The sequence below is a fragment of the Nisaea sediminum genome, assembly GCF_014904705.1.
Taxonomy (GTDB): Bacteria; Pseudomonadota; Alphaproteobacteria; order Thalassobaculales; family Thalassobaculaceae; genus Nisaea; species Nisaea sediminum.
Genome location: NZ_JACZCQ010000001.1, coordinates 615,163 through 640,644 on the forward strand (window position 1 = coordinate 615,163; position 25,482 = coordinate 640,644).

The 25,482-nt window shown below is 62.6% G+C and carries 26 protein-coding genes; 8 read left to right on the plus strand and 18 right to left on the minus strand.

Annotated elements, in window-relative coordinates; translation table 11 throughout:
• Position 1: 1 nt before the first annotated feature.
• Entirely contained in the window at positions 2-688 is a 687-nt protein-coding gene (locus IG122_RS02885; RefSeq protein ID WP_193180216.1) for a fumarylacetoacetate hydrolase family protein, read from the minus strand.
• Between the two features lie 56 nt (positions 689-744).
• On the opposite strand from IG122_RS02885, the gene IG122_RS02890 reads away from it, so the two are divergent.
• Positions 745-1,851 carry an FG-GAP repeat domain-containing protein gene (locus IG122_RS02890; RefSeq protein WP_193180218.1) on the plus strand — a complete coding sequence of 369 codons (1,107 nt, stop codon included), beginning with the start codon at positions 745-747 and terminating at the stop codon, positions 1,849-1,851.
• Between the two features lie 3 nt (positions 1,852-1,854).
• Here the strand turns inward: IG122_RS02890 and pcaD are convergent, their stop codons facing one another.
• Positions 1,855-2,649, minus strand: a complete 795-nt coding sequence (gene pcaD / locus IG122_RS02895; protein ID WP_193180220.1) for a 3-oxoadipate enol-lactonase — start codon at positions 2,647-2,649, stop codon at positions 1,855-1,857.
• Between the two features lie 219 nt (positions 2,650-2,868).
• Between pcaD and IG122_RS02900 the strand changes: the two genes are divergently transcribed.
• Both IG122_RS02900 and IG122_RS02905 read left to right on the plus strand, forming a co-directional pair.
• Positions 2,869-3,855, plus strand: coding sequence for an MBL fold metallo-hydrolase (locus tag IG122_RS02900; RefSeq protein ID WP_193180221.1), 987 nt, complete (start codon positions 2,869-2,871; stop codon positions 3,853-3,855).
• 184 nt (positions 3,856-4,039) lie between these two features.
• The gene (locus IG122_RS02905) at positions 4,040-5,218 is read left to right on the plus strand and encodes a DUF2336 domain-containing protein (protein ID WP_193180222.1); all 1,179 of its coding nucleotides are present in this window, start codon (positions 4,040-4,042) and stop codon (positions 5,216-5,218) included.
• A gap of 18 nt (positions 5,219-5,236) precedes the next feature.
• On the opposite strand, the gene IG122_RS02910 is transcribed toward IG122_RS02905, so the two are convergent.
• On the minus strand, positions 5,237-7,090 hold the full coding sequence (locus tag IG122_RS02910) for an ATP-binding protein (RefSeq protein ID WP_193180223.1): 1,854 nt from the start codon (positions 7,088-7,090) through the stop codon (positions 5,237-5,239).
• Between the two features lie 307 nt (positions 7,091-7,397).
• Here IG122_RS02910 and IG122_RS02915 point away from each other — a divergent pair, with 307 nt between their 5' ends.
• Complete coding sequence (locus tag IG122_RS02915; RefSeq protein ID WP_193180224.1) at positions 7,398-7,775, plus strand: Hpt domain-containing protein; 378 nt, start codon at positions 7,398-7,400, stop codon at positions 7,773-7,775.
• A 10-nt stretch (positions 7,776-7,785) separates the two neighbouring features.
• On the opposite strand, the gene IG122_RS02920 is transcribed toward IG122_RS02915, so the two are convergent.
• A complete protein-coding gene (locus tag IG122_RS02920; protein WP_193180225.1) occupies positions 7,786-8,178 on the minus strand; it encodes a response regulator in 393 nt (130 codons plus the stop codon).
• A 205-nt stretch (positions 8,179-8,383) separates the two neighbouring features.
• Here IG122_RS02920 and IG122_RS02925 point away from each other — a divergent pair, with 205 nt between their 5' ends.
• Complete coding sequence (locus tag IG122_RS02925) at positions 8,384-9,148, plus strand: ATP-binding response regulator (RefSeq protein ID WP_193180227.1); 765 nt, start codon at positions 8,384-8,386, stop codon at positions 9,146-9,148.
• 177 nt (positions 9,149-9,325) lie between these two features.
• Positions 9,326-10,897, plus strand: coding sequence for a sensor histidine kinase (locus IG122_RS02930; protein ID WP_193180229.1), 1,572 nt, complete (start codon positions 9,326-9,328; stop codon positions 10,895-10,897).
• 10 nt (positions 10,898-10,907) lie between these two features.
• On the opposite strand, the gene IG122_RS02935 is transcribed toward IG122_RS02930, so the two are convergent.
• Entirely contained in the window at positions 10,908-12,203 is a 1,296-nt protein-coding gene (locus IG122_RS02935) for an MFS transporter (protein ID WP_193180230.1), read from the minus strand.
• 213 nt (positions 12,204-12,416) lie between these two features.
• On the opposite strand from IG122_RS02935, the gene hspQ reads away from it, so the two are divergent.
• Positions 12,417-12,746, plus strand: a complete 330-nt coding sequence (hspQ, locus tag IG122_RS02940; RefSeq protein ID WP_292879494.1) for a heat shock protein HspQ — start codon at positions 12,417-12,419, stop codon at positions 12,744-12,746.
• A gap of 15 nt (positions 12,747-12,761) precedes the next feature.
• Here hspQ and IG122_RS02945 read toward each other — a convergent pair whose 3' ends face one another.
• From IG122_RS02945 to IG122_RS02965, 5 genes are all read right to left on the minus strand, one after another.
• Positions 12,762-13,388 carry a class I SAM-dependent methyltransferase gene (locus tag IG122_RS02945; protein ID WP_193180231.1) on the minus strand — a complete coding sequence of 209 codons (627 nt, stop codon included), beginning with the start codon at positions 13,386-13,388 and terminating at the stop codon, positions 12,762-12,764.
• A 122-nt stretch (positions 13,389-13,510) separates the two neighbouring features.
• Complete coding sequence (locus IG122_RS02950) at positions 13,511-14,404, minus strand: ABC transporter permease (RefSeq protein ID WP_193180232.1); 894 nt, start codon at positions 14,402-14,404, stop codon at positions 13,511-13,513.
• Positions 14,397-15,353 (minus strand): ABC transporter permease, encoded by a 957-nt coding sequence (locus tag IG122_RS02955; RefSeq protein WP_193180233.1) that lies wholly within the window; start codon positions 15,351-15,353, stop codon positions 14,397-14,399. The genes IG122_RS02950 and IG122_RS02955 overlap by 8 nt, the downstream gene beginning before the upstream one ends.
• Positions 15,354-15,378: 25 nt before the next feature.
• Entirely contained in the window at positions 15,379-16,854 is a 1,476-nt protein-coding gene (locus IG122_RS02960; protein ID WP_193180234.1) for an ABC transporter substrate-binding protein, read from the minus strand.
• 112 nt (positions 16,855-16,966) lie between these two features.
• Positions 16,967-17,266: a hypothetical protein gene (locus IG122_RS02965; protein WP_193180235.1), complete on the minus strand. Its 300-nt coding sequence runs from the start codon at positions 17,264-17,266 to the stop codon at positions 16,967-16,969.
• Positions 17,267-17,464: 198 nt separating this feature from the next.
• On the opposite strand from IG122_RS02965, the gene IG122_RS02970 reads away from it, so the two are divergent.
• On the plus strand, positions 17,465-18,244 hold the full coding sequence (locus IG122_RS02970) for a DUF2189 domain-containing protein (protein ID WP_226893274.1): 780 nt from the start codon (positions 17,465-17,467) through the stop codon (positions 18,242-18,244).
• Positions 18,245-18,257: 13 nt separating this feature from the next.
• Here IG122_RS02970 and IG122_RS02975 read toward each other — a convergent pair whose 3' ends face one another.
• From IG122_RS02975 to ccoO, 8 genes are all read right to left on the minus strand, one after another.
• Positions 18,258-19,100 carry an alpha/beta hydrolase family esterase gene (locus IG122_RS02975; protein ID WP_193180238.1) on the minus strand — a complete coding sequence of 281 codons (843 nt, stop codon included), beginning with the start codon at positions 19,098-19,100 and terminating at the stop codon, positions 18,258-18,260.
• A 74-nt stretch (positions 19,101-19,174) separates the two neighbouring features.
• Complete coding sequence (ccoS, locus tag IG122_RS02980; RefSeq protein ID WP_193180239.1) at positions 19,175-19,312, minus strand: cbb3-type cytochrome oxidase assembly protein CcoS; 138 nt, start codon at positions 19,310-19,312, stop codon at positions 19,175-19,177.
• On the minus strand, positions 19,309-21,603 hold the full coding sequence (locus IG122_RS02985) for a heavy metal translocating P-type ATPase (RefSeq protein WP_226893275.1): 2,295 nt from the start codon (positions 21,601-21,603) through the stop codon (positions 19,309-19,311). The genes ccoS and IG122_RS02985 overlap by 4 nt, the downstream gene beginning before the upstream one ends.
• An 8-nt stretch (positions 21,604-21,611) precedes the next feature.
• Entirely contained in the window at positions 21,612-22,127 is a 516-nt protein-coding gene (locus tag IG122_RS02990) for a FixH family protein (protein ID WP_193180240.1), read from the minus strand.
• Positions 22,124-23,614, minus strand: coding sequence for a cytochrome c oxidase accessory protein CcoG (gene ccoG / locus IG122_RS02995; RefSeq protein WP_193180241.1), 1,491 nt, complete (start codon positions 23,612-23,614; stop codon positions 22,124-22,126). Before ccoG ends, IG122_RS02990 begins: the two co-directional genes overlap by 4 nt.
• A gap of 100 nt (positions 23,615-23,714) precedes the next feature.
• Entirely contained in the window at positions 23,715-24,584 is an 870-nt protein-coding gene (gene ccoP / locus IG122_RS03000) for a cytochrome-c oxidase, cbb3-type subunit III (protein ID WP_193180243.1), read from the minus strand.
• A gap of 2 nt (positions 24,585-24,586) precedes the next feature.
• Positions 24,587-24,736 carry a cbb3-type cytochrome c oxidase subunit 3 gene (locus tag IG122_RS03005; RefSeq protein WP_193180245.1) on the minus strand — a complete coding sequence of 50 codons (150 nt, stop codon included), beginning with the start codon at positions 24,734-24,736 and terminating at the stop codon, positions 24,587-24,589.
• A gap of 9 nt (positions 24,737-24,745) precedes the next feature.
• A complete protein-coding gene (ccoO, locus tag IG122_RS03010) occupies positions 24,746-25,480 on the minus strand; it encodes a cytochrome-c oxidase, cbb3-type subunit II (protein WP_193180247.1) in 735 nt (244 codons plus the stop codon).
• Positions 25,481-25,482: the final 2 nt, after the last annotated feature.

Below are 25,482 nucleotides of genomic sequence, written 5' to 3' on the forward strand. Positions count from 1 at the left end.
TTCAGATTACGTTCACCACCAGCTCGCCGATGCCGTCGATATGTCCGTGCAGCACGTCGCCGCGCTGCACCGGGCCGACCCCGGCCGGGGTGCCCGACATGATGATGTCGCCGGGGGCGAGTTCGAACAGTCCGGAGAGATAGGAGATCATCTCGGGCACCTTCCAGATCATCTGGTTGAGATCGCCTTCCTGCCGTATCTCTCCATTGACCTTGAGCCAGATCGCGCCGCTCTCCGGGTGGCCGATATCTCTTGCCGGAACGATCTCGCCGCATGGGGCCGATTTCTCGAAGGCCTTGCCGATCTCCCAGGGACGCCCGAGTTTCTTCATCTCGCCCTGAAGATCGCGCCGCGTCATGTCGAGCGAGACGGCGTAGCCATAGACGCAGTCCATAGCCTCGGCGACCGGAATATCGCTGCCACCCTTGTGCAGAGCCACGACCATCTCGATCTCGTGATGCACGTCGTTCGATTTCGGCGGATAGGGAAAGTTCAGCTCCGGCACCACGAGATTGTCCGGATTCTTCTGGAAGAAGAAGGGCGGCTCCTTGTCCGGGTCGTGCCCCATCTCGATCGCGTGCTCGGCATAGTTTCGGCCGACGCAGTAGACGCGGTGTACCGGGAAGCGGTCGTCCTGGCCCCGGACCAGAAGGGAAACGGCAGGGGGAGGCGTGAAGACAAAGCTCATGACAGGCTCCTTCCTTGGGAGGACCGATGCGACGCGTTGCCCGCGGTCGCGCAGCTATGAAGCTCGGCTTCAGAATCGATCAGCCCGGACAAGGCGTCCAGCCCTATATTGAAGCCGCTTTCCTCCCGTTTGGAGATGGGACCCTGATGTATCGATATTTGACCTCCTGCGCCGCATTGCTGCTCTTTTTGTCAGCTCCGCTCTCCGCCGCGGAGCTTGAGGTCCGGGAGTTGAAACTCGCGCAGGCGGGTACTTCGCTGGTGGCGGCGGACGGCCAGGTTCTGGTGAAAACCGTCGATGGCTCCGTCTTCCGGTTTGGGGAGGGCGGCGCGCTCGTAGCGGTGCCTGGAACGGCGTGGCCGTCGACTGTCGTCGCGCTTTTGCCGCCAGTGGTCCGCGACGGCCGGATCGGCCGCGACGGGACGGGGCGCATTCTGGCCTGGTATGCCGAAGAAACCGAACAGTACCGCCACGGCGCGCTTGGCGATCCGGTCGAAGCCCTAGCGCTTGTCGTTCGCGAGGATGACGGTAAACCCGCGCTCTACCAGACGAGCGGCGACGAGGTGTTCGAGGATCTCGAGCCGAGGATCGTCGACCTCGACAACGAACCGCATGGCAGGCCGGAAATTGTGACGATCGTCGCCTCGGCGGAGGAGGGGGCGGCCATCGCCGTGTTCGGCATGTCCCGCGACCCTAACGGCGATCCCGCGCTGGTTCGGCTCGCGACGTCGAGCCATATCGGATCAGGGTTCCGCTGGCTCAATATTGCCGGTATCGCCGATTTCGACGGCGACGGCTTTACCGAGATCGCCTATGTGGATCGCCCGCATATCCGCGGCGAGCTGGTCTTTCTGGAATGGCGCGGCGGGCGCTTGAGGGAGCAGGAAAGGGCAGGCGGCTTCGCCAATCATCATGGCGGCTCCACCGTTCAGGATCTATCGGAAGTGGCGGATGTGGACGGAGATGGCATACCCGACCTGTTGCTGCCGGACCGGGGCTACCGCCACTTCGTCGCGATCGGCTTTGGCCCAGACGGAATCCGGGAAATTGCCAGGACGCCGATCCCGAGCGCTCCGGAATCGGCGGTCGTTCGCTGGGGGGCTGGCAGCGTAGCCTACCTGGACGCCGAGGGGCGCCTGTTCTCTCTGGACTGGGCGCCGTGATGCTCAGACCAGTCCTTTCTCCTTGAAGAACGCGTTCATCGCGTCGGCGAGGGCCTGCGGCTGCTCGAGGCTCGGGATATGGCCCGCTTCCGCGATCTCGACATAGCGCGCGTCCGGCATGCTCTCCGCCATTGCGCGGACAAGGGCGGGCGGCGTTGCGCCGTCTTCGGCGCCGCATACGACGAGCGTCGGAATGGCGAGTGCGCGGGTGGCCTCGGTCAGGTCGGCGTCACGGATCGCGGCACAGCAGCCGACATAGCCTTCCTGCGGGGTGCGGGTCAGAAGATTGCGCCAGCCGGCGGTCCGCTCCGGGTATTTGCCGCGAAAGGCGGCGGTGAACCAGCGTTCCATCACACCGTCGGCGATGCCTTCGAGGCCGATCCTCGCGATCGCCTCGATGCGGTCCTGCCAGAGTTTCGCGTCGCCGATCTTCGGCGCGGTATCCATGCAGACCAGCCCATCGACCTGCTGGGGAAACTGCGCGGCATAATCCTGCGCGATCATCCCACCGATGGATACGCCCCCGAGGATGAAGCGGTCCAGGCCCGCATGCTCGGTCACGGCCTTCAGGTCGCCGCTGAGGTCACGGATCGAATAGGGCGCCGGCGCGACGTCGCTGAGCCCATGCCCGCGCTTGTCGTAGCGCACGATCCGACCGATCCCGTCCAGCAGGGGCAGAAGCGGATCCCAGATTCTGAAATCGGTTCCGAGCGAGTTGGCGAGCACGAGGGTCGGGCCGTCACCCAAAAGGCGGTCCGAATAGTGAATTGTTCGTGATCCGTGTTGGAAAAATGCCATCTGAAGCAGGCTCCGCATGCGCTCGTTTCGTTCCTCCGCCGGATGCTAACCTGCGGGAATCCAACTTCTTTATACGCCATGTCCGGAAACGGACAAGGGCGGTTCACCGGCCCGGTCCGGCCGATGATTGCGGAAAGCCCCGGCGCCGGAACTTTTCGTCGGCGCGCGTCAGACTACATCTCGTTCGTGTTTTTGTTTCTGGTCGAGGGAGGACCGAGAATGGCACTGAAGAAAGATGGACTGAACCGGCGTGAACTGGTCCTTGGGGCTGCCGGAGCCCTCGCTGCGCCGGCGGTCCTGTCGACGCTCGCGTCCGTCGCCGAGGCGGCGGCTCCGATGCAAGGCGCGGCGCACCCGACACATTACCGGTTCAAGCTCGGCGCGTTCGAGGTGACGACAATCTGGGACGGCGCCATTCAGCTCGATGGACCGCATCCGATTTTCGGCGAGAACGTCATGCCGGAGGATGTCGCCGCGCTCGCAAAGGAGAATTTCCTGCCCGAGACCCGCATGGAAATCTCCTTCACCCCGGTGATCGTCAATACCGGGTCCGAAGTGATCATGTTCGATAGCGGCAACGGGGACGGGCGCAGGCCGAACGCGGGCCAGCTCTCGGCCGCGCTCGCGAAGGCCGGCTTCACCGCGGAGCAGATCGACGTCGTTGTACTGACCCATTTCCATCCGGACCATATCGGCGGTCTGATGGAAGGCGGCCAGCCGCTCTTCCCGAACGCGCGCTATGTCACCGGTGCCGCCGAATACGATTTCTGGTCCCCTCCGGCGATGGCGGAAGGGAATCTCGCCCGCGTCGGCAAGCTGGTGCAGAGCAACGTCGTTCCGTTTGCCGAGAAGACCACTTTCGTGAAACCGGGCGACGATGTGGTCACGGGTATTCAGGCGGTTGGCGCCGCCGGCCACACACCGGGACATATGGCCTATCACTTCGAAAGCGAAGGTCGCCGTTTGCTCGCCTGGGCGGATACGACCAACCATTACGTCGCGTCGCTGCAGCGGCCCGACTGGCATGTGCGCTTCGATATGGACAAGGAGGCCGCCGCGGCGAGCCGCAAACGCGTGCTCGATATGGTGGCTGCGGACCGGATTCCGGCGACGGGCTATCACATGCCGTTCCCGGCGGTCGGATTCGTGGAAGCTCAGGGAAGCGGCTATCGCTGGGTCCCGGCAAGCTATCAGCTCAATCTCTGAGGCCGACGAAAAACCGGCGATGGTGCGGCATGCTTGCCGCACCATCTCAGAACTTGCGCGAAGCTCGGTGAAAGCTGTTACACTCAAAGATGTATCCGCAGAGAAAAACGGGTTGATAAGAGAACGTTAACTCTTGCTGCGGGACACTGTTTCGCTTGGTTTCCGGCGAGAAGTGGGGAAGCGCATGGTGGGTTCTGGTGATAAAGGCGGCAGCGGCTCCGGCGGAGCGCTTTCTGTCGCGGACGTGCAGGCTCTGCTGAAGGATCCTTCGGCGGAAAACCGTGCGGTTACGGCGGCGAAAGTTGCCGGTCAGCTTTCGGCCGCCAGTTTCTCCGCAACGGAACTGCCCATGGCCCAGGAGATCCTCAGGGTGATGGCGCGCGATGCGGAGCGCAGGGTGCGCGAAGCGCTGGCCCGCGAGGCGCGATCGGCGAAGGATCTGCCTCACGATGTGGCCATTCTGCTGGCAAAGGATGTCGAGTCCGTTGCCATGCCTGTGCTGGAATTTTCCGACGTCCTGCGAGAAGAAGACCTGATCGAGATCGCCTCCGCCGCGGACGAGATGAAGCAGACGGCGATCGCGCGGCGGGGCAATGTCTCCGAGGCGCTGGCCGAAACCCTGATCGACAAGGGCAACCAGACGGTCGTCGAGACCCTGGTCCGGAACGAAGGTGCTTCCATTTCGGAGAGCGGATTCGAGAAGGCGATCGAACGTTTCGGCGAAGATGAGAATATTCAGGACGGTCTGGTCCATCGTCAGAAGCTGCCGGTCGGGATTTCGGAGCGCCTGGTGTCCATTGTCTCTGACAGGCTGCGCGAACATCTGGTGAAACATCACGATTTGCCGGCCAACACCGCGACCGACCTGCTGCTCGAAGCGCGCGAAAACGCGACGCTGAGCCTGGTCTCCAACGGGGCGCCGTCGCAGAAGGTCGAAGACCTGGTCGCCGAACTACACCGCAACGGCCGGCTGACGGAATCCATCGTTCTCCGGGCCGCCTGCCTCGGCGATATGGATTTTGCCCAGGCCGCGATGGCGGAGCTCGCGTCGGTTCCGCTGATCAACGCCCAGAAACTGTTCGATGATTCGGGCGCGCTCGGCCTGAAGGCGCTGTTCGACCGCACGGGCCTGCCGAAGCGGAGCTACCCGGTCCTGCGCAAGGCTCTAGATGTCATGCGCGATACCGATTACGACGGCCTTGAGAACGACCGCGAGCGCTTCAGTCTCAAGGTACTCGAACGGCTTCTGACGGCCTTTGAGACGGATGATTTCGGTCTTTCGGACGACGATGTCGAGTATCTGATGAAACGTTTGTCCGCGCTGACGTCAAAGACTGCGGAAACGCGGGAACATCTTCACTGACGATCGGCGCCGTCTCCGCTAGGCCGGTAGGCGGACCTCGAATGTCGACCCTTCTCCCGGTGCGCTCGTCACCGAGATCGTGCCGCCATGAGCCTGGACGATCGGTTTGCAGATGCTGAGGCCGAGGCCCGTGCCGCCGCTGTGACGGTCATCGGAGCTGTCGACGCGGAAGAAGCGTGTGAAGATCTTGTCCTGCAGGTCCGGAGGAATGCCCTCTCCGAAATCGCGCACCCTGAGTACGATCCAGCCGTCACTCCTGTCGGCGCTTACCTCGACCTGCTGTCCCTGACGCGAGAACTTGACCGCGTTCGAGAGCAGATTGGAGATCACCTGGGTGAGCCGGTCCGGATCGCCTGTGACGCGGGGATTTTCCGGAAGTCCGGTCGTCTCGATGGTGACGTCGTACCTCGATGCATAAGTCTTGAGTGAGGAGACGCAGTCACCGATCAGTGTCGAGATATCGCATTCGCGCATGTCGTAGGACATGCGGCCAGCCTCGATTTTTTCGACGTCGAGGATGTCCGAGACCAGCGCACCAAGGCGTTCGCTGTTTCTGTAGGCGATTTCGAGCAGTTCGCGTCCCTGCTCCGGCAGGTCTCCGGCGAGTCCGCCCTGAAGCAGTCCCAGCGCGCCGGTGATCGAGGTGAGGGGAGTCTTCAGCTCGTGGCTGACCGTCGAGATGAACTCCCGTTTGATCCGGTCGAGCTGCTTGCGTTCGGATATGTCCCGGATGATGCCGACAAAGCGTGTCTCTCCTCCGACCTCCATCTGCCCGACAGCAAGTTCAACCGGGAACTCGGCGCCGTCGGACCTCCTGGCCGTAATTTCCCGAACCTTGCCGATGACATTCGGTGCTTGCTCGCCGAGATTGCCGGAGATGAACCCGTCGTGAGGGAAGGCATCCTGATCCGTCATGAGGATACCGACATTCTCTCCGAGAGCGGCATCGCGGGTCATTGCGAACATCCGCTCGGCCGCGGGGTTGAACGTCAGGATCGTTCCGCCGGCATCGATGGTCACGATTGCATCGACGACAGTGTCCAGAATTGCGCGAATGGATTCGGCACGCTCGGCAAGGTCTTCGGCGCTCTGTTTTATGCGTGTGATGTCGATCCGGAGACCGATATGGCTTCCGTCGGCCGTCTTCCGCTCGGCAATCCTGAGCCAGCGCCCGTCAGCGAGTCTCTGCTCGATTTCGAGCTCGGAAAGGCGATGACGTTCGAGCCGCTCCGAAAGCCATTCGTCCTCGCGGCCGACGGCTTCCGCATATTCGCCGGCCGCAAGTCCGGCCTTCAGGATTTCGGTGAAAGTCGCCCCGGGGACCATGGCATGAGCCGAGAGCGGATAAATCTCCTTGTAGCGCCGGTTGCAGACGACAAGCCGATCGTCCGCGTCGTAGATCACGAACCCGTCTTCGAGAAACTCTATCGCGTCCAGGAGCTTTGTCTCGGCGAGACGCGCTCTCTCCGAGAGGGCCGTGCTTTCTGAAATGTCCTGAACAATGCCGATATCCGCGGTGTGACCCGGAGCTTTCGGCGAAGTCCGGAGCATGAGCGTCTTGTAGGGCGCGGTCGCATCGGAGCGGGCCTGGAATGTGAATTCCTGGGGGGCGGAACCGGCGCAGATTTCGTGAAGCTTTTGGAGGACATGCTCGCGGTGCTGGGGAGCGATCAGCGAGACGTCCGGCCAGCCTTCCGGATCGAGGCGCGGAAACCATATCGACGTGTCGTGGCCTCCGGGGAGGTGGAAGCGACGGTCATTGCGGTCCCACTCCCAATAGACGGAACGGGTCAGTTTCTGAAGAGCACACAGCTGAGCGCCATCAGCTTTCTTCTTGTCGGCATCATGCTGTTCCACGTTCAAATCCGCCATGCCACCGGATAGTCCGTAGTCCTGCTTGAATCGATTGGACGCCCGAGATATGGCAAAGTGCCTCTACGAGATGAATTGAACCGATTGTGCCAGCGGGCACAATGCTATCGGACGATTAACAAATCGTAATTTTATTCGAATTATCGTTGCGCTCTTGCGGTTTCTGCTCCGATCCGAGGCAATTTGCCGCTTCGCGCAGGATTGCCGGTGGAAAGCTCTTCGGCGCTATTCCCGAAACAGCTGGTTCCGGCAACAGCCGGATTTCGGCCGGGGCGGTTGCAAGGAACTAAGAACAAGGGATCTCAAAGTGTCAGACACCAGCATGAGGGAAGCGTTCATCAGGCTTCGTTCCGAATTTCTCGATATCTGCAAGGGACGCATCGAATTGTTGCAAAGTCAGATGGCCGTGCTCCAGAGTGATGCCGGAGAGACGGACCGGCTCGCGGCGCTGGATGCGATGAGGCGCGAGGCCCACACAATTGCGGGAAGTTCCGGTACCTACGGGTATGCGGAAGTCTCCAGAAGCGCACGTGCGCTCGAGGAGTTTTGCTGCAGCGTACCTTCCGGCGATCTGGAGCGCCTTGGCGACGTGCAGTTGAGCGGACTGACAGAAGCCTACCGAAGTCTCCTCTCGGACGCGGACCGGATGTTCGCCGACCCCGAAATCGGCACCGTGCCGTTCTGACCAAAGGGGCTCAGGTTTTCGCTTCGCTCTCTTTCCAGGCTGACCAGACCTTCAGGACTTCCTCGCTCAGTTTCATCGGATTGAACGGTTTTGCGATAACGCCGATCGCGCCAAGCTCCAGCAAACTGCGGATCTCGTCCTGCTGCGTCTTTGCCGTCATGAATATTACAGGAACTCCCGAGACGTCCTCGCGTTTGCGAAGCTCGATCAAGGTAGAAGGGCCATCCATGCCCGGCATCATGACGTCCAGCATGATCAGGTCCGGCGCGGTTTCCGCCACGCAATCGAGCGCTTCCTGCCCCGATGCGCAAGACGTCAGTTCGAAGCCGCCGACGGACTGCAAGGCGAGCTTGGCAACGGCCCGGATGTCCTTCTCGTCATCGACATGAAGTATCTTCTTCATTCCTGAAGGCTCTCCGAAGCTACGGCATTTGCCTGTCGCACTGAGTGATGGACCCGCTTCGGACGGCGTGAGAATAATCTGGCCGGGACCGCGGTTCCTAACCGAATGGTAACGTTTGCAGGTTAACGAAATACCAAAAGCGCCGTTTTCGGGCGGGCCCGGCAATGGATGCAATTCCGCTGTACAGAGTGGTCAGGATCAGGTGATGGAAGATTTCGAGAAACATCTAGCACAGTTGCACCAGGAGTTTCTGGATCAGGCGAACGATAGCATTGCTCAGCTTGACGGCATGCTCGATGCAGCGGTGGAACGCGGCGGGCTCGAAACTTCGGAACTTGTGAACATCGCGCGCATAGTTCACTCGCTGAAAGGATCCGGCGGGACGTTCGACTATCCCAATCTGACCGTACTGGCGCATCGTTTCGAAGATTATCTCGGCGCCTCCGACGTCTCCGCGCCACTGAAGCTGGAAGATGTCCGGATTTTTGTAGATCGCATCGGAGATGTGGTGGACGGGCGGATTTCCCGCGAAGGGCCGATTGATACCATTGTCCGCTCCCTACCGATGCGCTCCCGTTTCGATATTGCGGATGTCTCTATCACGGATGTCGAAGTCGGTCTGATCATGGAAGGCGGGGCGCAAGCCAGGCTCGTGACGAAGGAGTTGGAAGCCTGCGGTTATCGCGTCACGCATCTGCAGTCTTCGATCCAGGCGATCGGATATGTCTACCAGACCCGTCCGGACTGCGTGTTTGTGTCCGCCAACATGCCCGGCCTCGATGGCGTCGATTTTGTCCGCGCCCTGAAGGCCATGAAGGCGACGGAAGCGATCCCCTGTGCGCTTTTGACGGCGTTTGCGCGGGACAATCAGCTGCTTCGCGGGTTGCCCGACTCAGTGCCGATTGTTCGCAAGGGAGCCCAGTTCGGCGACGATCTGGCCGATGCGTTGCAAAATCTCGGACTTCTCTAAGCAGACTGCACGGACCGGCTTGCACTATTGACTGGTGAGATTTTCGCAAAATAACCGGAAATCTTGGTTAAATATCTCACTTATATTTTGTGGAGTATTCGCCGGGATTGTTTTATTGAAATCGCTGCATTTTATATTCTGGGGCCGGCAAGAATAAGAGTTTGCCGACAAGTAGCGATGAATGAACTGTGGAACACCGATCTCTCCGCGGATGTGGAAGACGTTATCAAGAGCGTGTTCCGGAAGGCTCCCGATCCGACGCGGGATGGCGTGGTTCTCTGGGGGCGAAGCGGACGCCTCGAGGCCTTTAACGCTGCTGTGCTCGAACTGCTCGGCATGCCTGACGGCACTTTGTCGCTTGGCATGGACGCGAGCGATATCCATGTCTTGCAGAAGACTCACAAAGACGTCCGGTTGCTGAATGGGTTCGCCTCCGATCTCCTGACGGGCGACCTCGCACTTTGCGAGCCGCGAGAAGATTTACGCGTATTGTTGGAGTCGGGCCGCATGGTTCGTGTCGATAGCCGTCCCTGTCACGATGGCGGCCTCGCGACCGTCCTAACGGAACTGTCGAACGCGGACATCCAGATTGCGGCGGTTGGGGCGGAGATTGTGTCTCTTCGCGACATTCTGGAGGATTGTCCCGTCGGGGTGCTGGTTCTCTGCAACGACACGAATGCTTGTCTGGTCGCAAACACACCCCTCAAGAGTTGGCTGGGTCCGGATTTTCTGGCGTCACTGTCGGCCGAGGCGCCGCGTCGGGGTGACGGGGAGCCTGACAACCTCATGGCCGTGCTGGCCGATCCGAACTTCAGTATGTCCATGACGGAGTATGAAGTTCAGCTCGATGCCGCCGACGGCGAGACGCACTGGATGCTGTTGAGCGGGCGTCCGATTACGTTCGAGGGAAATGCGGCCCGGATCGTCTGGTTTCGCGACATTTCGGTCCGCAAGCGCCAGGCTCACGATCTCCAGAGCAAGGTCGCGGAGAAGACCCGCCAGCTCGAAGAGGCCCTGCATCGGGCCGATCTCGCAAGTCTCGCAAAAACGCAGTTCCTGGCCAACATGAGCCACGAATTGCGCACGCCGCTCAACAGTATCATCGGGTTCTCGGATCTGCTTCAGAAGGAGATGTTCGGGCCGATCGGGAGCGAGCGATATGTCGAGTTCGTCCACCATATCCATTCCGCGGGAGCCCATCTGCTGGAGCTGATCAACGACATCCTCGACGTCTCGCGGATCGAACTCGGCGAAATGGGACTCAAGGAGGACATGTTCGATATCGGCAGGTCGGTTTCCGCGACGATCGCCATGATCCGCCCGAAGCTGGTCGAGAAGGGGCACAAGTTCACCGCGGAACTTCCGCGGGGCCCGATCGGGTTCCGGGGCGATGAACGCCAGGTGCGCCAGGTTCTGATGAACCTTTTGACCAATGCTGTGAAATTCACCGATCCGAGAGGCGAGATCGAGCTCAAGCTCATGGTCGATGCGGAAACGGGTATCTCACTCTCGGTGAAGGATAACGGAATCGGAATTCGAGAGACCGATCTCGAACGCGTGCTCAATCCGTTCGAACAGGCGACCGACGAGACTTACAGTCGCTCGATCGAAGGTGCCGGGCTCGGTCTCTATCTCACCCAGGCGATTGCCCAGGCGCACGGTGGGGCTCTGAAGATCGAAAGCCAGCTCAATCGGGGAACGACCGTCACCGTCACCTTGCCTGCGGAACGGCTTCAGTCCCTCGAGTGATGGCCCGTCGCTATTCGAGATGGTCTTCGACGGGAACGCCTGCCGGGGTCCTGATGAAGAGCGCCAGCACGGCGCAGGCCGCCGGATAGAGCGCCAGTCCCTGGATCATCAGGGTCGGCGAGCCGAAGGTATCGAAGGCATACCCGATCGGCAGCGGGCCGATCGAGGCGCCGACCACCATGATCATCTGTCCTGTGCCCTGAATGCTGCCGAGATGGCGCCGGCCGAAAAAGCGCGGCCAGATATAGCCGAACAGGGTCATGCTGCAGGCATTGTTGAGACCGAAGAGAGCGGCATGGAAAATGGCCGTAGGCACGTCGCTGACCTGGGTCACCATGAGAAGCGCACTTGCCTGCACCAGCAGGGCCAGCGACAGGGCATAGCGGGTCTTGAGGCGATCGAGCAAGCGGCCGACGAGCGGCATCATCGCGACCATCGTGCAGGCGGTGATCGGGAATACCCAGGCGGCGACCTTCGGGTCGAGGCCCTGCGCGGTAAAGATCTTCACCTGGTAGAAATGCAGGGAGGTCACCAGCATGGCGATGGAGGCCATGCTGAACCAGATCAGGTGGAAAGTCGATGTCCTCAGTGCTTCAGAAAGCGTAAGACCAGGAATGTCGTCTTCCTTTGTCTCGGTTGAGCCCGCGACTGGTCTTGGTCGACTTTCGCCATCCGGTCTCAATCCCTTTTCTTCCGGACTGTCTATGACGAGCAGCCATATGGCAGGCAGCATCTGGACCCAGGTGAGCAAGCCGAGAAAGGTCCAGGCCTCCCGCCAACCGACAGTGTCGATGAGAAACTGAGCCAACGGTGGGTGCACGGCGATAGAGGCTCCGAAGCCGAGAGCCATTAGTCCCATTGCTGTGCCACGCTTCTTCGCGAACCAGCGGGAGGTCAGGTTGGCGGAGGTGAGCATCAAGGCGCCTTGGCCAAAAAAGCGAAGGAAACCGTATCCGAAAGCAAGCCAGATGACATTCGCGGCGGCGCCGAAAAAAAGGCAGGCAAGGCCAAGGCAGAAGACGATTGCACCCGCCATCCGGCGCGGGCCGAAACGATCCACCAGGCGCCCGGCAAACGGCAGGCAGAGTGCGGCGAAGAGGGTGGCGGTCCCGTAGGCGGACGCGATCTCGGTACTCGAAATCCCGAGATCGGCGCTGATCGGGTCGACGAAGACACTGAAGGTATGGGATTGTCCGGGGCCGCTGGTAAAGAGCCCGAGACCGGCGATGGAGAGGATCACCCAGCCGTAATAGAACCGGCCGTTCAGGTATCCGAAAAGCTGATCGCGCACGGCCGCAACGGACATTCGTACCTCCCCGACTTTATTTGATTTCGAACGGAACCGTTCGCTTTCCATCACATTGTATGCAAAGTTGCGTCTGAACAAGAAAGTTGTCGCGTCGAGAACGGAACGAGACAGTGTCTTTCCGCGCAGGCCTACGCCTCGCGACGGTTGACGCTGACGGGTAATCCGGACAAGTTCCACAAGACACGAGCAAAAACAACGGAGTGATAGGCCGTGGTTAAGGTAGTCGAAGCCAAATTCGGTATCGGCGCAGTTGTTCGGCACAGGATGTTCGATTTTCGGGGCGTCGTGTTCGACGTGGATCCCGAATTCGCGAATACGGAGGAATGGTACGAAGCCATTCCGGAAGACCGCCGGCCGCGCCGCGATCAGCCGTTCTATCACCTTTTCGCGGAAAACCCGGAGACCTACTACGTCGCCTATGTCTCTGAGCAGAACCTGCTCGACGACAGCGATAACGGTCCGGTGAATCACCCGTCCATTTCAGAACAGTTCACGGGTTTTGATGACGGGCGCTACATCGTCCGTCATCACGAAGCCTGAGCCCTTCGTCGGGCGTTACGCAGCCGCCTGGGACTTTTCCTGTTGTGCGGATCCGCGCATCGTCTTCCGCAACTCCCAGACGCGGGCAGGCGGCAGGTTGCGCCAGGCGAAGCCGAGCGAGCGGGCTTCGATTCCGAGTTCGGCTCTGAGGGCGCGTGAAACCGGGCAGGATGGCCCGTAGCTGTACTGGATCAGAGAGCCCTCGCTCCCGAGGACCTGGAACGCCTCTGCGAGGATGGCCTTGCGTTGTGCCCGAGGCAGGGAAAGCAGGGGGAGGCTCGAGACGATCCGGCGCACGCCGCTGATCTCGCGCCGTGCGAGATGGCGCCGGAGATGTTCCGCATCGCCGGCGATGATGGTGGTTCCGGGAAAATCGCGGCGCAGCCAGGCGGAGAGTGCCGGGTCCCGTTCCAGAACGACGAGACGCTGGGGCGAGATGCCGGCTCCGAGAAGCGCCCGTGTCACTGCGCCGGTGCCGCCGCCGAGTTCGACAACCCATTCATCCTGAGCGGTATCCGCTACAGCGTGCGCGATGAGCCTCGTCAGATCTCGGCCGCTCGGCCGCACCGCTCCGGTCTTGAGCGGTGCGCGTAGCCATCTCGAGAGGAAGAAGATTTCCTCCCTGGCGGATCGAAGACCCATCTTGCAGCGCTCCCGAAAGCCCGGCCCGGGCAATGTTCATACCCGGTCATAGATAGGCAGTATCCCCGGGCGTCAAAAGCATAATTTCTGCGCGGGCGCGCGCCAACAGGCAATCCTGGGGGTCAGGTCCTCGAAAGCCGCCGGTTCGAGCCTCTCCGCAGCTTCGGGTCGAGCAGATCGCGCAATCCGTCCCCGAGCAGATTGAGCCCGAGGACCGTCACGGCGATGCTCGCTCCCGGCAGAATCGCGAGCATCGGGGCGAAATAGAGCATGGTTTGCGCTTCATGCAGCATCTTGCCCCAGCTCGGTTGTGGCGGCTGGGTGCCGAGACCGAGATAGCTGAGCCCGGCCTCTGCGAGAATGGCGAGGGCGAACTGGATCGTGGCCTGCACGATCAGGGGGCTGGCAATGTTCGGCAGCATGTGCCTGAGCGCGATCTGCAGCGGCGGCACACCGGTCGCGCGCGCGGCCGAGACATATTCCATCTGCCAGATAGAGAGCGAGACGCCGCGGGTCAGACGGGCGAAGACGGGGACGTTGAAGATCCCGATCGCGATGATCGAGTTCACGGTTCCCGGTCCGTAGATCGCGGTGATCATCACGGCGGTCAGCAGAGCCGGGAAGGCGAAAGCCAGATCGCTTGCCCGCATGACCGCCTCGCTGATCAGGCCGGGCCGCATCGCCGCCAGCAGGCCGAGCGGCGCGCCCACTCCGACGCCGAGCCCGACGGCGACGCTGCCGACCAGGACCGAGTTGCCGGCGCCGACCATGAGCATGGAGAGAATGTCCCGACCGAAATGATCGGTACCGAGCGGGTGTGCTGCGGAGAACGGGCGGAGCTTTCCGGCGATGTTGAGCTCGGTGACGGAGTGTGGGGTCCAGACAAGGGCGAGGGCGGCGGTCAGCAGCACCAGAAGACTTATCGCTCCGCCGAGGACGAAGCCCGGATGCCGGATGGCGCGGCGCCTGAACGGGGTACGCGTGGGGACAGATGCGGGGATCCGGGGCTCAGACATCGCTGCCGGCCTTCCGCAGCCGCGGGTCGGTCCAGGCGTAGAGCAGGTCGACGATGAAGTTCACCGTGATGACGAGGGCGACGAGCAGAACGACGACGTCCTTGACCACGATCAGGTCGCGCTGGGCGATGGCCTGGAAGATCAGCCGACCGAGCCCCGGGAGATAGAAGACGTTCTCGATGATCACCGTGCCGGCGAGCAGGAAGCTGAACTGCAGCCCCATGATCGTGAGTGGTGCCGCCAGCGCGTTGCGCACCGCATGGCGCCAGAGTACGGCGCCGCCGGACAGGCCCTTGGCGCGGGCGGTTCGGATATAATCCTCGCCCAGCACCTCGACGACCGCCGAACGTGTCACCCGGGCGAGGATCGCAGCTTGGGGGAGGGCGAGCGCGATCGCCGGCAGCAGCAAAGCGCCGAGCGCCGGGAGGATGCCGTCCTCGAAGCCTGGGAAGCCGCCGGCGCTGGTCCAGCCGAGGGTCACGGCAAAGAGCAGGATCAGAAGGATCGCGAACCAGAAATTCGGCACTGCGACACCGAGTTGCGCGACCCCCATGATGAAGCTGTCGGTGAAGCGACCGCGGGACCGGGCGGCGAGTACGCCGCAAGGCAGGGCGATAGCGGTGGAAATCAGGATCGCCATCAGGGCGAGTGGCAGGGTGACGATCATGCGCTCGGCGATGAGTTCCGAGACGGGGACGTCGTAGGTATAGCTGATGCCGAGATCGCCGGAGAGGAAGGCCGTCACCCAGGTGAAAAACCGCTCCGGCGCCGGGCGGTCGAGGCCCATTTGGGCACGTAATGCCGCAAGCGTGTCAGGCTGCGCGTTGAGGCCAAGCATGACCTCCGCCGGGTCGCCGGGCAGGATCTCCATGACCAGGAAGATAACGAGGGCGGCGACCGAGAGGGTCGCCGCCAGAGCCGTCAGCCGCCGAGCGGCATAACCGAGCATTGCAGAGTGTCCGTCCGGCTGCGGGTTACTCCCAGTAGGCGCCGGTCAGGTCGTTCGCCTGGACCGGACGGTTCGCCCAGAGGCCCTTGATGTCCTTGCGCCATACGCCGTTCTGCGCCAGCTCGAAGAGGAAACCGTTCACCGCGTCCTCGGCCAGGATCTTCTGCGCTTCGCCGATCAGGGCATTGCGCTTTTCCGGATCCACGGCTTCGGTCAGGTCTGCATAGACCTCGTTGAAGCGGTCGCTCTTGTAATTGAAGTAATAGCTGTCGCGGGCATAGATCCCGATGTCGAACGGTTCGGTATGGGAGACAATGGTCAGGTCGTAGTCCGTCGACTTGAACACCTGTTTCAACCATTGTGCCCATTCGACCGGGATGATCTCCGTCTGGATGCCTACCGCGGCGAGCTGGGCCGCGACTATCTCTCCGCCGCGCCGCGCATAGCTGGGCGGCGGCAGGGTCAGGCGCAGTTTGAGCCCGCTCGCATAGCCCGCTTCGGCCAGCAGGGCCTTTGCCTTCGTCGGGTCGTGCGGATACAGGCCCGTCAGGTCGACATAAGCCGGGTGGTGCGGGGCGAAATGGCTGCCGATGGGCGTGCCGGATCCGAACATCGCGCCGTCAATGATCGCCTGACGGTCAATCGCGTGGGAAATCGCCCGCCGCACGCGGATATCGCTCAGAGCCTCGTTGGCGTGGTTCATCGAGAGGATGGTCTCGCCTTCGGTGGTTCCGACAGTGACCTCGAAACGGGGATCCGCACGGAACTGTTCCAGAAGTTCGGGGGCGCCGAAATTCGGGAACACATCGACATCTCCGGACATCAGCGCTGCGGCTGACGCGGCGGCATCCGGCATGATCTTGAAACTGACGCTGGCGAGCTTCGCCTTCGAGCCCCAATAGGTATCGTTCCGGGAAAGTCTGATCTCCGCACCTTTCGCCCAGCGCTTGAAGGTGAACGGGCCGGTGCCGACCGGGTTCGATTTGTTGCTCTCCGCGCTCTCGGGGGCGACCATGACGGCATCGCCCCAGCCGAGATTGAAGAGGAAGTGGCCGGTCGGACGTTTCAGGGTGATGACGACCGTCTTCGCGTCCGGTGTCTCGACTTTGTCTATCGGATCGAACAGGCCTTTTTGTGCATTGGTGCTGCCCTCGGCCATGGCGCGGTCGAGGGAGAACCGGACGTCGGCGGAATCGAAATCCGTGCCGTCATGAAATTTCACGCCGTCCCGAAGGACGAATCGGTAGATGAGCCCATCGTCCGAAACGGTCCAGGAACTGGCGAGGGCGGGAAGCACGGCGCCGTCGGGGCCGATCCGCGTCAGGCCCTCGAAAACGTTGGCATAGACCACCTCGTCGATCGCCGCGGCGGCGCCGGCGGTCGGATCGAGATGCGGAGGCTCGAGGCCGATCCCGAGCGTCAGGCTGTCCTTGGCGGCGGCGGTGCCCGCGATACCGAACGTAGCGGCCAGAAATGCGGCGGCAACGAGCTTCGATTTCATCTTGAGTCTCCCTCCTCGGGGCGGACCGCGATGCGGTCTCCGTCCGATAAGGCAGCGTTACACGCTCGCCAATGCTCCGCAATGGGCTCGGTCTTCGATCGGGCCGGAGGTTTTACCGCTTTAGCGCCACGGCCAGTTTTTCCGCCGCCTCCAGGAGGGCCGTGCGCTGGGGAGGGGCAATCTCGGCTTCGGCGAGGCAATCGGCCGTGGCGGCGAGCACATCGGCAAGCAGATAATCGTGCAGATGGAAGGAGGCGATCCGTTTGTCGTCTCCGGGATGGACAAGCTTGAGCGCGATGCTGTCCCGTTCCCGTTCGACCTCGAACGAGCTGTCGCTGCGGAAATAGCCGAGATAGGCCTTGTCCGGGAACTCGATCGAAACTTCCGCGCCGTCGTTTATTGGTTTCTTCATGACCTGATCCTGTCGCCGCTGCAGCCCGCTGGCCATTCGCGATTTTCGGCAAAAAGCCAACGCAAACATTGATCTGGATCAATGTTTTTGACTTGTTTCCAGAGGAAATTGAAGGTGACACTGGTGTCGAACATGCCGCCGCCAAACGATCCCTCTCGGGACGTCGAAGATAAAGAGCGGTGGAATTGGAGGATCCCTATGGTGTCTGCGGATACGGTACATATGAGCGGCGCTGGAATGGAACCGGACGAGCCGTGGGAATGGCTCGCTGCCGGATGGCGCGACATGTTGGCTGTGCCGGGAATCAGTCTCACCTATGGCATCGGCTTCACCCTTGTCAGCCTCGGTCTGGCGAGCACGCTGTTCCTCCTGAACGTTCCGCATCTTCTCCTGCCGCTCTCCGCCGGCTTCATGCTGATGGGACCGATGCTGGCGGTCGGGCTCTACGAGACCAGCCGGCGCCGGGAGGCGGGCGAGCCGGTTTCACTCCGGACCGCGCTCTTCGTCCCGGTGAAGAACCCGACCCAGCTTGCCTATCTCGGCGTGATCCTGATGGTCGTGCACCTGATCTGGATCCGCGTCGCGACGCTGCTTTACGCGCTGTTTCTCGGGACCCAGCCGTTTCCGGGGCTGGAAGAGTCGATCAGCATCCTGTTCTTCACCTATGACGGCCTCGGCCTGCTTGTGCTCGGGACCGCGTTCGGCGGTGTGCTCGCGGCGGCGGTGTTCGCCGTGACGGTTTTCTCCGTGCCGATGCTGATGGTGCGCGATGTCGATGCCGTTACCGCGGTCGTGGAAAGCGTGCAGATGATCCGGCGCAACTTCTGGCCGCTCATGGTCTGGGCCTGGCTCATCGTGATGCTGACGGCGGTCGGTATCGTCACCTGTTTTATCGGTCTCGCGGTGACCTTCCCGCTGATCGGGCATGCCACTTGGCATGCCTACCGCAGGGCGTTCGACGGTGTCCGGCCGGAATAAGACGGGATCTGCCTCAGCCGCGCGGCGGGACCGCTTCCTGCAACCACCTGAAGGCTTTGGGGTACCAGTCCTTCGGCGCGGCATGGCCGCCGTCATAGAGGCAGAGCGCGAGACGCTTTCCGCCGGAGCAGCCGCGCCATTCCCGGCAATGCAATCCCTTGTCGCCGGTGCTCTGGATCTCGTCGGTGCCGCATCGGTCATGCTCCCGCCAGAACTCGAAGCCCTCCAGTACATTGCCCTGCCGCCAGCGGTCCCGGATTGTCCGGCCTGCGAGCGGGACCACCTTGTCGCCGCGGCCGTGTACATGCAGCATGGTCACCGGCCCGCTCGGGCAGTCGCTCGGGTGAGGGCGCCAGAAGGCGCCGGAGACGGGCATGAAGCCGGCGAAAAGATCTCCCGTGAGGCAGGCGACGTCCCAGGCCATGGAGCCACCGAGCGAGAAGCCGGAAACCCAGAGCCGCTTCGGGTCGAGCGGCCATTTGGTGGAGACGTCCCGCACCAGATCGCGGGCGAATGCGATGTCGTCCCGCAGCGCTGACGGCGCGCCCCTGACGGCCCAGCGCCCCTCCGTCCCGTTCGGAGCCACAACCAGGATCCCGGACTCGTCTGCTGCTCGCATGAGGGCTTTCATGCCGAGGACAGTGCGCCCGCTTTGTTTGTAACCATGGAAATAGATCACCGCGGGAAGGGCGCTCGTGCCGTCCCAGCCGGATGGCGGCTTGGCGTAGTAGCTGCCGCTGGCGATATGGCAGGGCTCTTCGGTTCCGCACTGCTGGGTGCCGTCATCGGCGCCGGCGGTACCTTGGAAAATGAGTGCGAGAAATATCGCCGCAAGTGGTCGTCTTATCCTTCTCATGAACCGGAGAGTGGCTCATCTCGCGGATCAACTCATCCGCCATCTTCGCCTGTCACGCTGACGTGATGGAGCTTTCAGTCCTCGTCGAGCATCCGGTGCGCGGCGCCGTCGAGATCCTCGAACTGGCCATTCTTGAGGGCCCAGAGGAATGCCACCAGACCGATCAGACCGAGCAAAAGGGCGGCGGGGATGAGGAAACCGAGAGCGGTCATCTTTCGACTCCGGGTGCAACTTGGCCCAGCTTGATCCTGAGTGCATTCAGGGTCACCACGAGGGACGAGGCCGACATCGCGATGGCGGCGATCAGCGGCGTGGCGAAACCGGCCGCCGCGATGGGCACGGCGATCAGGTTATAGGCGAGCGCAAGGGTGAAGTTCTGCAGGACCAGCACGCGCGCCGAGCGCGCGGTTTTCACCGCTTCCAGGACCGGCGCGAGGCGATCGCCCTGGAAGATGAAATCGGCCGCGGTCTGGCTGGCATCGGCCGCGCTGCCGGGGGAGATGGAAGCAAAGGCCGCTGCGAGGGCAGGCGCATCGTTCAGGCCATCGCCCACCATGCACACCTTGCGGCCTTCGGCTGCCAGCTCCTCCAGCCGGGCGATCTTGTCCTGCGGGCTGCAGCTGTCGCGCCACAGGCCGATGTTCAGGTCTTCGGCCAGTCGGGCCACGGCGGCAGGCCGGTCGCCCGACAGAAGCTCGACAGAGAGACCGAGTGCCCTGAGTGCGGAAACGGTCGCAGCGGCATCAGCCCGCGGTGTGTCGCGGAAGCGGAACTGCACCCGGTGCGCGCCGACGGCAAGCCAGAGCTCGGGGCCGTCATGCAACATGCCGTCCTCCGGCTGTACGCCGACGAACTCCCGGCGGCCGAGTCGGATCTCCGTCGTGCCATCCATGGCGCGAAGCCCCTGTCCGGGGATCTCCTCGACACCGTTCATCGCGCCGGTCGGCCCGGCGGCGCGGCGGATGGCGAGCGACAGCGGATGACGGCTGGCAGCGGCGAGCGCGGCGGCGCGTTTCAGGTCCGCGAGGGGAATGTCGTGACGGTCCAGCAGCTCCGGACGGCCGAGCGTCAGGGTGCCGGTCTTGTCGAAGACCACGGTGTCGATCGCGGCGAGCCGTTCCAGCCCGTCGCCCGACTTGGCGAGGATGCCGGCCTTCAGCAAGCGGCCGACGGCACCGGCCTGCACCGCGGGCACGGCGAGGCCGAGAGCGCAGGGGCAGGTGACGATCAGAACGGTGATGGAGACAAGCAGGGCGGCCTGCCAGCTCATCCCGCCGAACAGCATCCAGCCGGCGAAGGTCGCCAGAGCCAGCGAATGAACCACGGGCGCGTACCAGCGCGCCATGCGGTCGGCGAGACGGACATAGCGGGCGCGGCCCTGTTCGGCGGCTTCCATCAGGCCGACGATCTCGGAGAGCAGGGTACCTTCGTCGGTCGCGGTCACGGTGACGGTTACCGGGGCGCCGAGATTGACCGTTCCGGCGAACACCTTTTCCCCGGGACCGGCGGCGCGCGGAACGGATTCGCCGGTGACCATGGAGGTATCCACCTCGGTCCGTCCCGACGTCACGACGCCATCGACCGGGAAGCGCTCACCGGCGGCGACCGCGACCTTCATGCCCGGCCTGATCATATCGATAGGCTGTGAGACATATCCCCCGTCGGGGCCGATCACAGTCGCGGAAACTGCTTTCAGCGCGAGCAGGTTTTGCGCGGCGGATTCCACTTTGCGCCGGAGCGAGCGGTCGAGAAAGCGGCCGATCAGCAGGAAGAAGAGCAGGCTGACGGAGGCGTCGAAATACACATGCTCGCCGCCGCGCGTGGTCTCGAAGAGGCTCATGCCGGCGGCCAGCAGCACGGCGAGCGAGATCGGCACGTCCATGTTGGTGCGCCCGTGGCTGACGGCGGAGAGCGCGGAGCGGAAGAAGGGACGTCCGGCATAGGCGACCGTCGGCAGCGCAATCAGGGCGGCGACCCAATGCATCAGCGCGCGGGTCGCTTCGCCCATGTCCTGGGCGAGACCGGCCCAGACGGCGACCGAGATCAGCATCACGTTCGCGGCGGCGAAGCCGGCGACGGCCATGGCCTTGAGCAGTTCCCTGTCGTCCGTATTGGCGGATGCCGCCAGCTTCACGGGGTCGTAGGGACTGACCTCGTAACCGAGATCCGCGAGTTTCTCGACCAGCGCGGCGGCGCTCGTCTCGGGCTCTTTCCAACGCAGATGGAGGCGCCGTGTCGTCGCGTTGAGGCGCGCCACCAGGACTCCGGATTCGGCGCCGAGGCTGCCTTCGATCTGCCGCACACAGGAGGGGCAGTGCATATTGCGGACGATCAGGTGAAGATCGGATACGCCGTCGGGACCGGCGCTGACATAACTCGCGACGTCCGCCGGGCGGATAACGTCTTCGGCCAGATCCATGGCGGCGGCGATTTCGCAGCAACTCGCGAGCGGCGCCGCTTCCGTCTTGCCTGCCTCTGTCGGAGTCTCTGTCGCGATGCTCATGGCCGGGCCTACTTGATCCAGATGCTTCCGTCCTGGCGGAAACTCGTGCCGTCAGCGGTTCGTACGCTCAAACGGGTATCCCAATTGCCGGCCACCGGCAGTTCGGCGCTGCCTTCGTAGCGGCCGTCGGCGCCCGGAGTAAGGGCAAGCGTCTGATCGTACTTCTCGTTGATCGGATGCCGGAAGCTCAAGGTTGCGCTGTCCACCGCGACCGGTGCCCCGCCCTTGTTCGTCAGCAGGGCCGAGACCGTGACCGCATAGATGTCGGGTTTCGCCGCGTCGCGGGTGACCGTGATATCGGCGGACCATCCGCGCGCGCGCTGCTCTTCGGCATCCTGGATGACATTGTTGTAGTGCAATCCCTCCTGATAGGAGGTCGGCGTGGTCAGGCCCGTCCAGCTGTCGAGCGCGACGACGATGAAGACCACATTCACGCCGATCACCACGGCAAAGAAGCCGATCAGGGCGAAGAGCACGTGCTTTCCGGTGAGCTTCGTCGGTGCGTTCATGGTCAGATCGCTCATTTGTCGGGACCTCTGAATATGGTGTCGTTGACCGCGCGGTTTCCGTCAACGAGATCGGTGACGACGAAGTCGAAATCCTGCTGTTCGTCCGCGAGAGAGCTCGCGGGCACCGCGACGAAGACACGGAACTGGGCGAGCCGGTCGGCCGGTACTTCGAGCCCGCTGGTACCCTCGTGGCCGACCACCGAGATCACCGCGTTCTCCAGGCCCTCGACCGCGACCTCGAACCGACGCACGTCGTGCTGCTTGTTCAGGATCTTGATCGTGTAGCCGTTTCTGATGCTGCCGTCGGAAAGCGTCACGAACAGCGGATTGCGGTCATGCAGGATGTTGATGTCGAGCGTGGAACGGGTCAGCAGGGTCGCCAGCATGATCAGGCCGACGACGGAGATCAGCGCGGAATAGATGACGGTCCGTGCCCGGATCAGGCGCGGTTTCTGCGTCGGCTGGTTGGCTGCCCTGCGCTCGTGGTTCACGTAGGTGTCGTAGGAAATCAGGTTCAGTGGCCGGTCGATCCGCGTCATTACCTCGTTGCAGGCATCGATGCAGAGCGCACAGTGAATGCACTCGAGCTGCTGGCCGTCCCTGATGTCGATGCCCATCGGGCAGACGGCGACACACTGGTTGCAGTCGATACAGTCGCCGCGGGCCGACCAGTCCTGGTTCTTGCGGAACGGCGCCCGCGGTTCGCCCCGGTCGTCCTTGTAGGAGACGATGAGCGAGTCTTCGTCGACCAGAGCGCCCTGAATGCGGGGCCAGGGGCACATGAAGGTGCAGACCTGCTCGCGCATCATCCCGCCGAAAGTGTAGGTCGTGGCTGTCAGGACCGCGATCGTACTGTAGGCGACCAGCGGAGCCTGAAGGGTGAACACGTCCACGAACAGAGTTGGTGCGTCGGCGAAATAGAAGATCCACGCGCCGCCGGTCGCAGCTCCGATCAGCAGCCAGAGCACGTGCTTGGTTGCCTTGCGCACGACCTTGTTCAGAGAAAGCGGCGATTTGTCGAGCCGGATGCGGGCACTGCGGTCGCCTTCGACCAGACGCTCGACCCAGATGAAGAGGTCCGTCCAGACGGTCTGCGGGCAGGTATAGCCGCACCAGACACGGCCGGCGAGACTGGTCACGAGGAAGAGGGCGAGGGCGGCAATGATAAGCAGCCCGGTCAGGTAATAGACCTCCTCCGGCCAGATCTCGATGAAGAAGAAGTAGAAACGCCGCGCCGGAAAATCGATCAGGATGGCCTGGTCGGGCGCGTTCGGGCCGCGGTCCCAGCGGATCCAGGGGGCGAGGTAATAGACCGCCAGCGTGGCGGCCATGACAAGCCATTTAAGCTTGCGAAACGTGCCCGTGGCCCGCTTCGGGTAGATCTTGACCCGGGCCTTGTAGAGGGACCGCTCCTCTTTCTTGTTGACCGCATCGACGTCGATCTTCTCGACTGCGGCCTGAGGGGCGGTGGCTGGGCTCGAAACCTGGCTGGCCTGATCCATGGGTGACCTGTTTAAGTGGGTTTGCTGTCACTGTTCCGGGTCGGTCCTGGCCCGGAAGAAAGGGGCACTCCCGCCGGCGAACCGGCGGGAGTGAGAAGGTTTACTCGCCGCCGCCGAGAGAATGCACATACACGGCAAGCTGCTTGATCGTCGCCTCGTCGAGACGTCCGGTCCAGGCCGGCATCACGCCGTAGCGGGCGTTGGTGACCGTTGCACGAAGAGTTTCGCGATCGCCGCCATAGAGCCAGATCGAGTCGGACAGATTAGGCGCGCCCAACTCACGCATGCCTTTGCCGTTCTCGCCGTGGCATGCGGCACATTGCTCGACGAAGATCTCCTGCCCGGTCCCGGCGAGAGCAGCATCGTGCTCCTGACCGGAAAGTTTCAGGACATATTCGACGACCGCGTTGATCTGCGGACGCTCTAGGATTTCATCCGTGCCGAATGCCGGCATCTGGCTGAAGCGGGTGTCGTCATGCGCGGACCGGATACCGAAATTGATCGTTTGCATGATCTCTTCCGGTTTGCCGCCCCAGATCCAGTCGTCGTCGTTCAGGTTCGGATAACCGACAAACCCCTGAGCGCCCTGACCGTGACACTGGGAGCAGTTGACCGCGAAGGCCGAACGGCCGCCCGCGAGGGCGAAGTTCAGCAATTCGCCGTCGTTCCGGATCTCGTCAAGCGAGGCGGACTCGATCTTTCCAAGATAGGCCGACTGGGCTTCCTTCGCCTCGGCGATCCGGTCCATGACCTCCTGACGGGAGGAATAGCCGAACATGCCTTCGGTGTAGCTGGAAACCAGCGGCCAGGCCGGATAGACGACCCAGTATCCGATCGACCAGACGATAGTGATGTAGAAGGTCCAGAGCCACCAGCGCGGAAGCGGGTTGTTCAGTTCCTTGATACCGTCCCACTCGTGACCCGTTGTGTCGACGCCGGTCACCGCGTCCTTTTCGACATTGTGAGCCACGGTCAATCCTCCTCAAGCGGCATGTGCGCGGCTTTTTTGAACTTGCCCCGGTTGCTCGGCCACAGTGCGTAGGTGACTGCGGTGAGGAACATGACGACCAGGAACACGAGGCCCCAGGTCTGCGCGAAGGCAGAGACTGTGTGATAATCCATCGCTGCCTCCTAACGCAGGGCCGGATCCTGGGCGTAGAGGTCGAAATCGACCAGCGTGCCCAGCATCTGGAGATAGGCGATAACCGCGTCCATCTCGGTGAGTTTTTCCGGATTGCCGTCGAAGTCGCGCACTTGCGCCTTTGGATATCGGGCCATGAACGCATCCACCTCGTCGGCGTCCGGATTGGTCTGGACTTGCGCGTCGAGAACGGCACTCTCGATCATTTCGTCCGTGTAGGGCACGCCGACGCCGCGATTGGCTGCGAGGTGACCTGCCATGTCGTCAATCTTCAGCTCTTTCTTCGCGAGGAACGGATAGCCCGGCATGATCGATTCCGGGACCACGGAGCGCGGATTGTTGAGGTGCGCCACGTGCCAGTTGTCGGAATAGCGGCCACCGACCCGGGCGAGGTCCGGACCGGTCCGCTTCGAGCCCCACTGAAACGGGTGGTCGTACATGCTCTCCGCGGCGAGGCTGTAGTGGCCATAGCGCTCGGCCTCGTCCCGGAACGGCCGCACCATCTGGCTGTGGCAGTTGTAGCAACCCTCGCGGATATAGATGTTCCGGCCCGCGAGCTCGAGCGGGGTGTAGGGACGCATGCCCTTCACCTTCTCGATGGTGCTTTCCAGGTAGAAGAGCGGCGAGATCTCGACCAGGCCGCCGATGGCGACGGTGATCAGGATCCCGACACAGAGCAGGATCGAGTTCTTCTCGAAGATGGCGTGTTTATTGAGCAGCGACATCG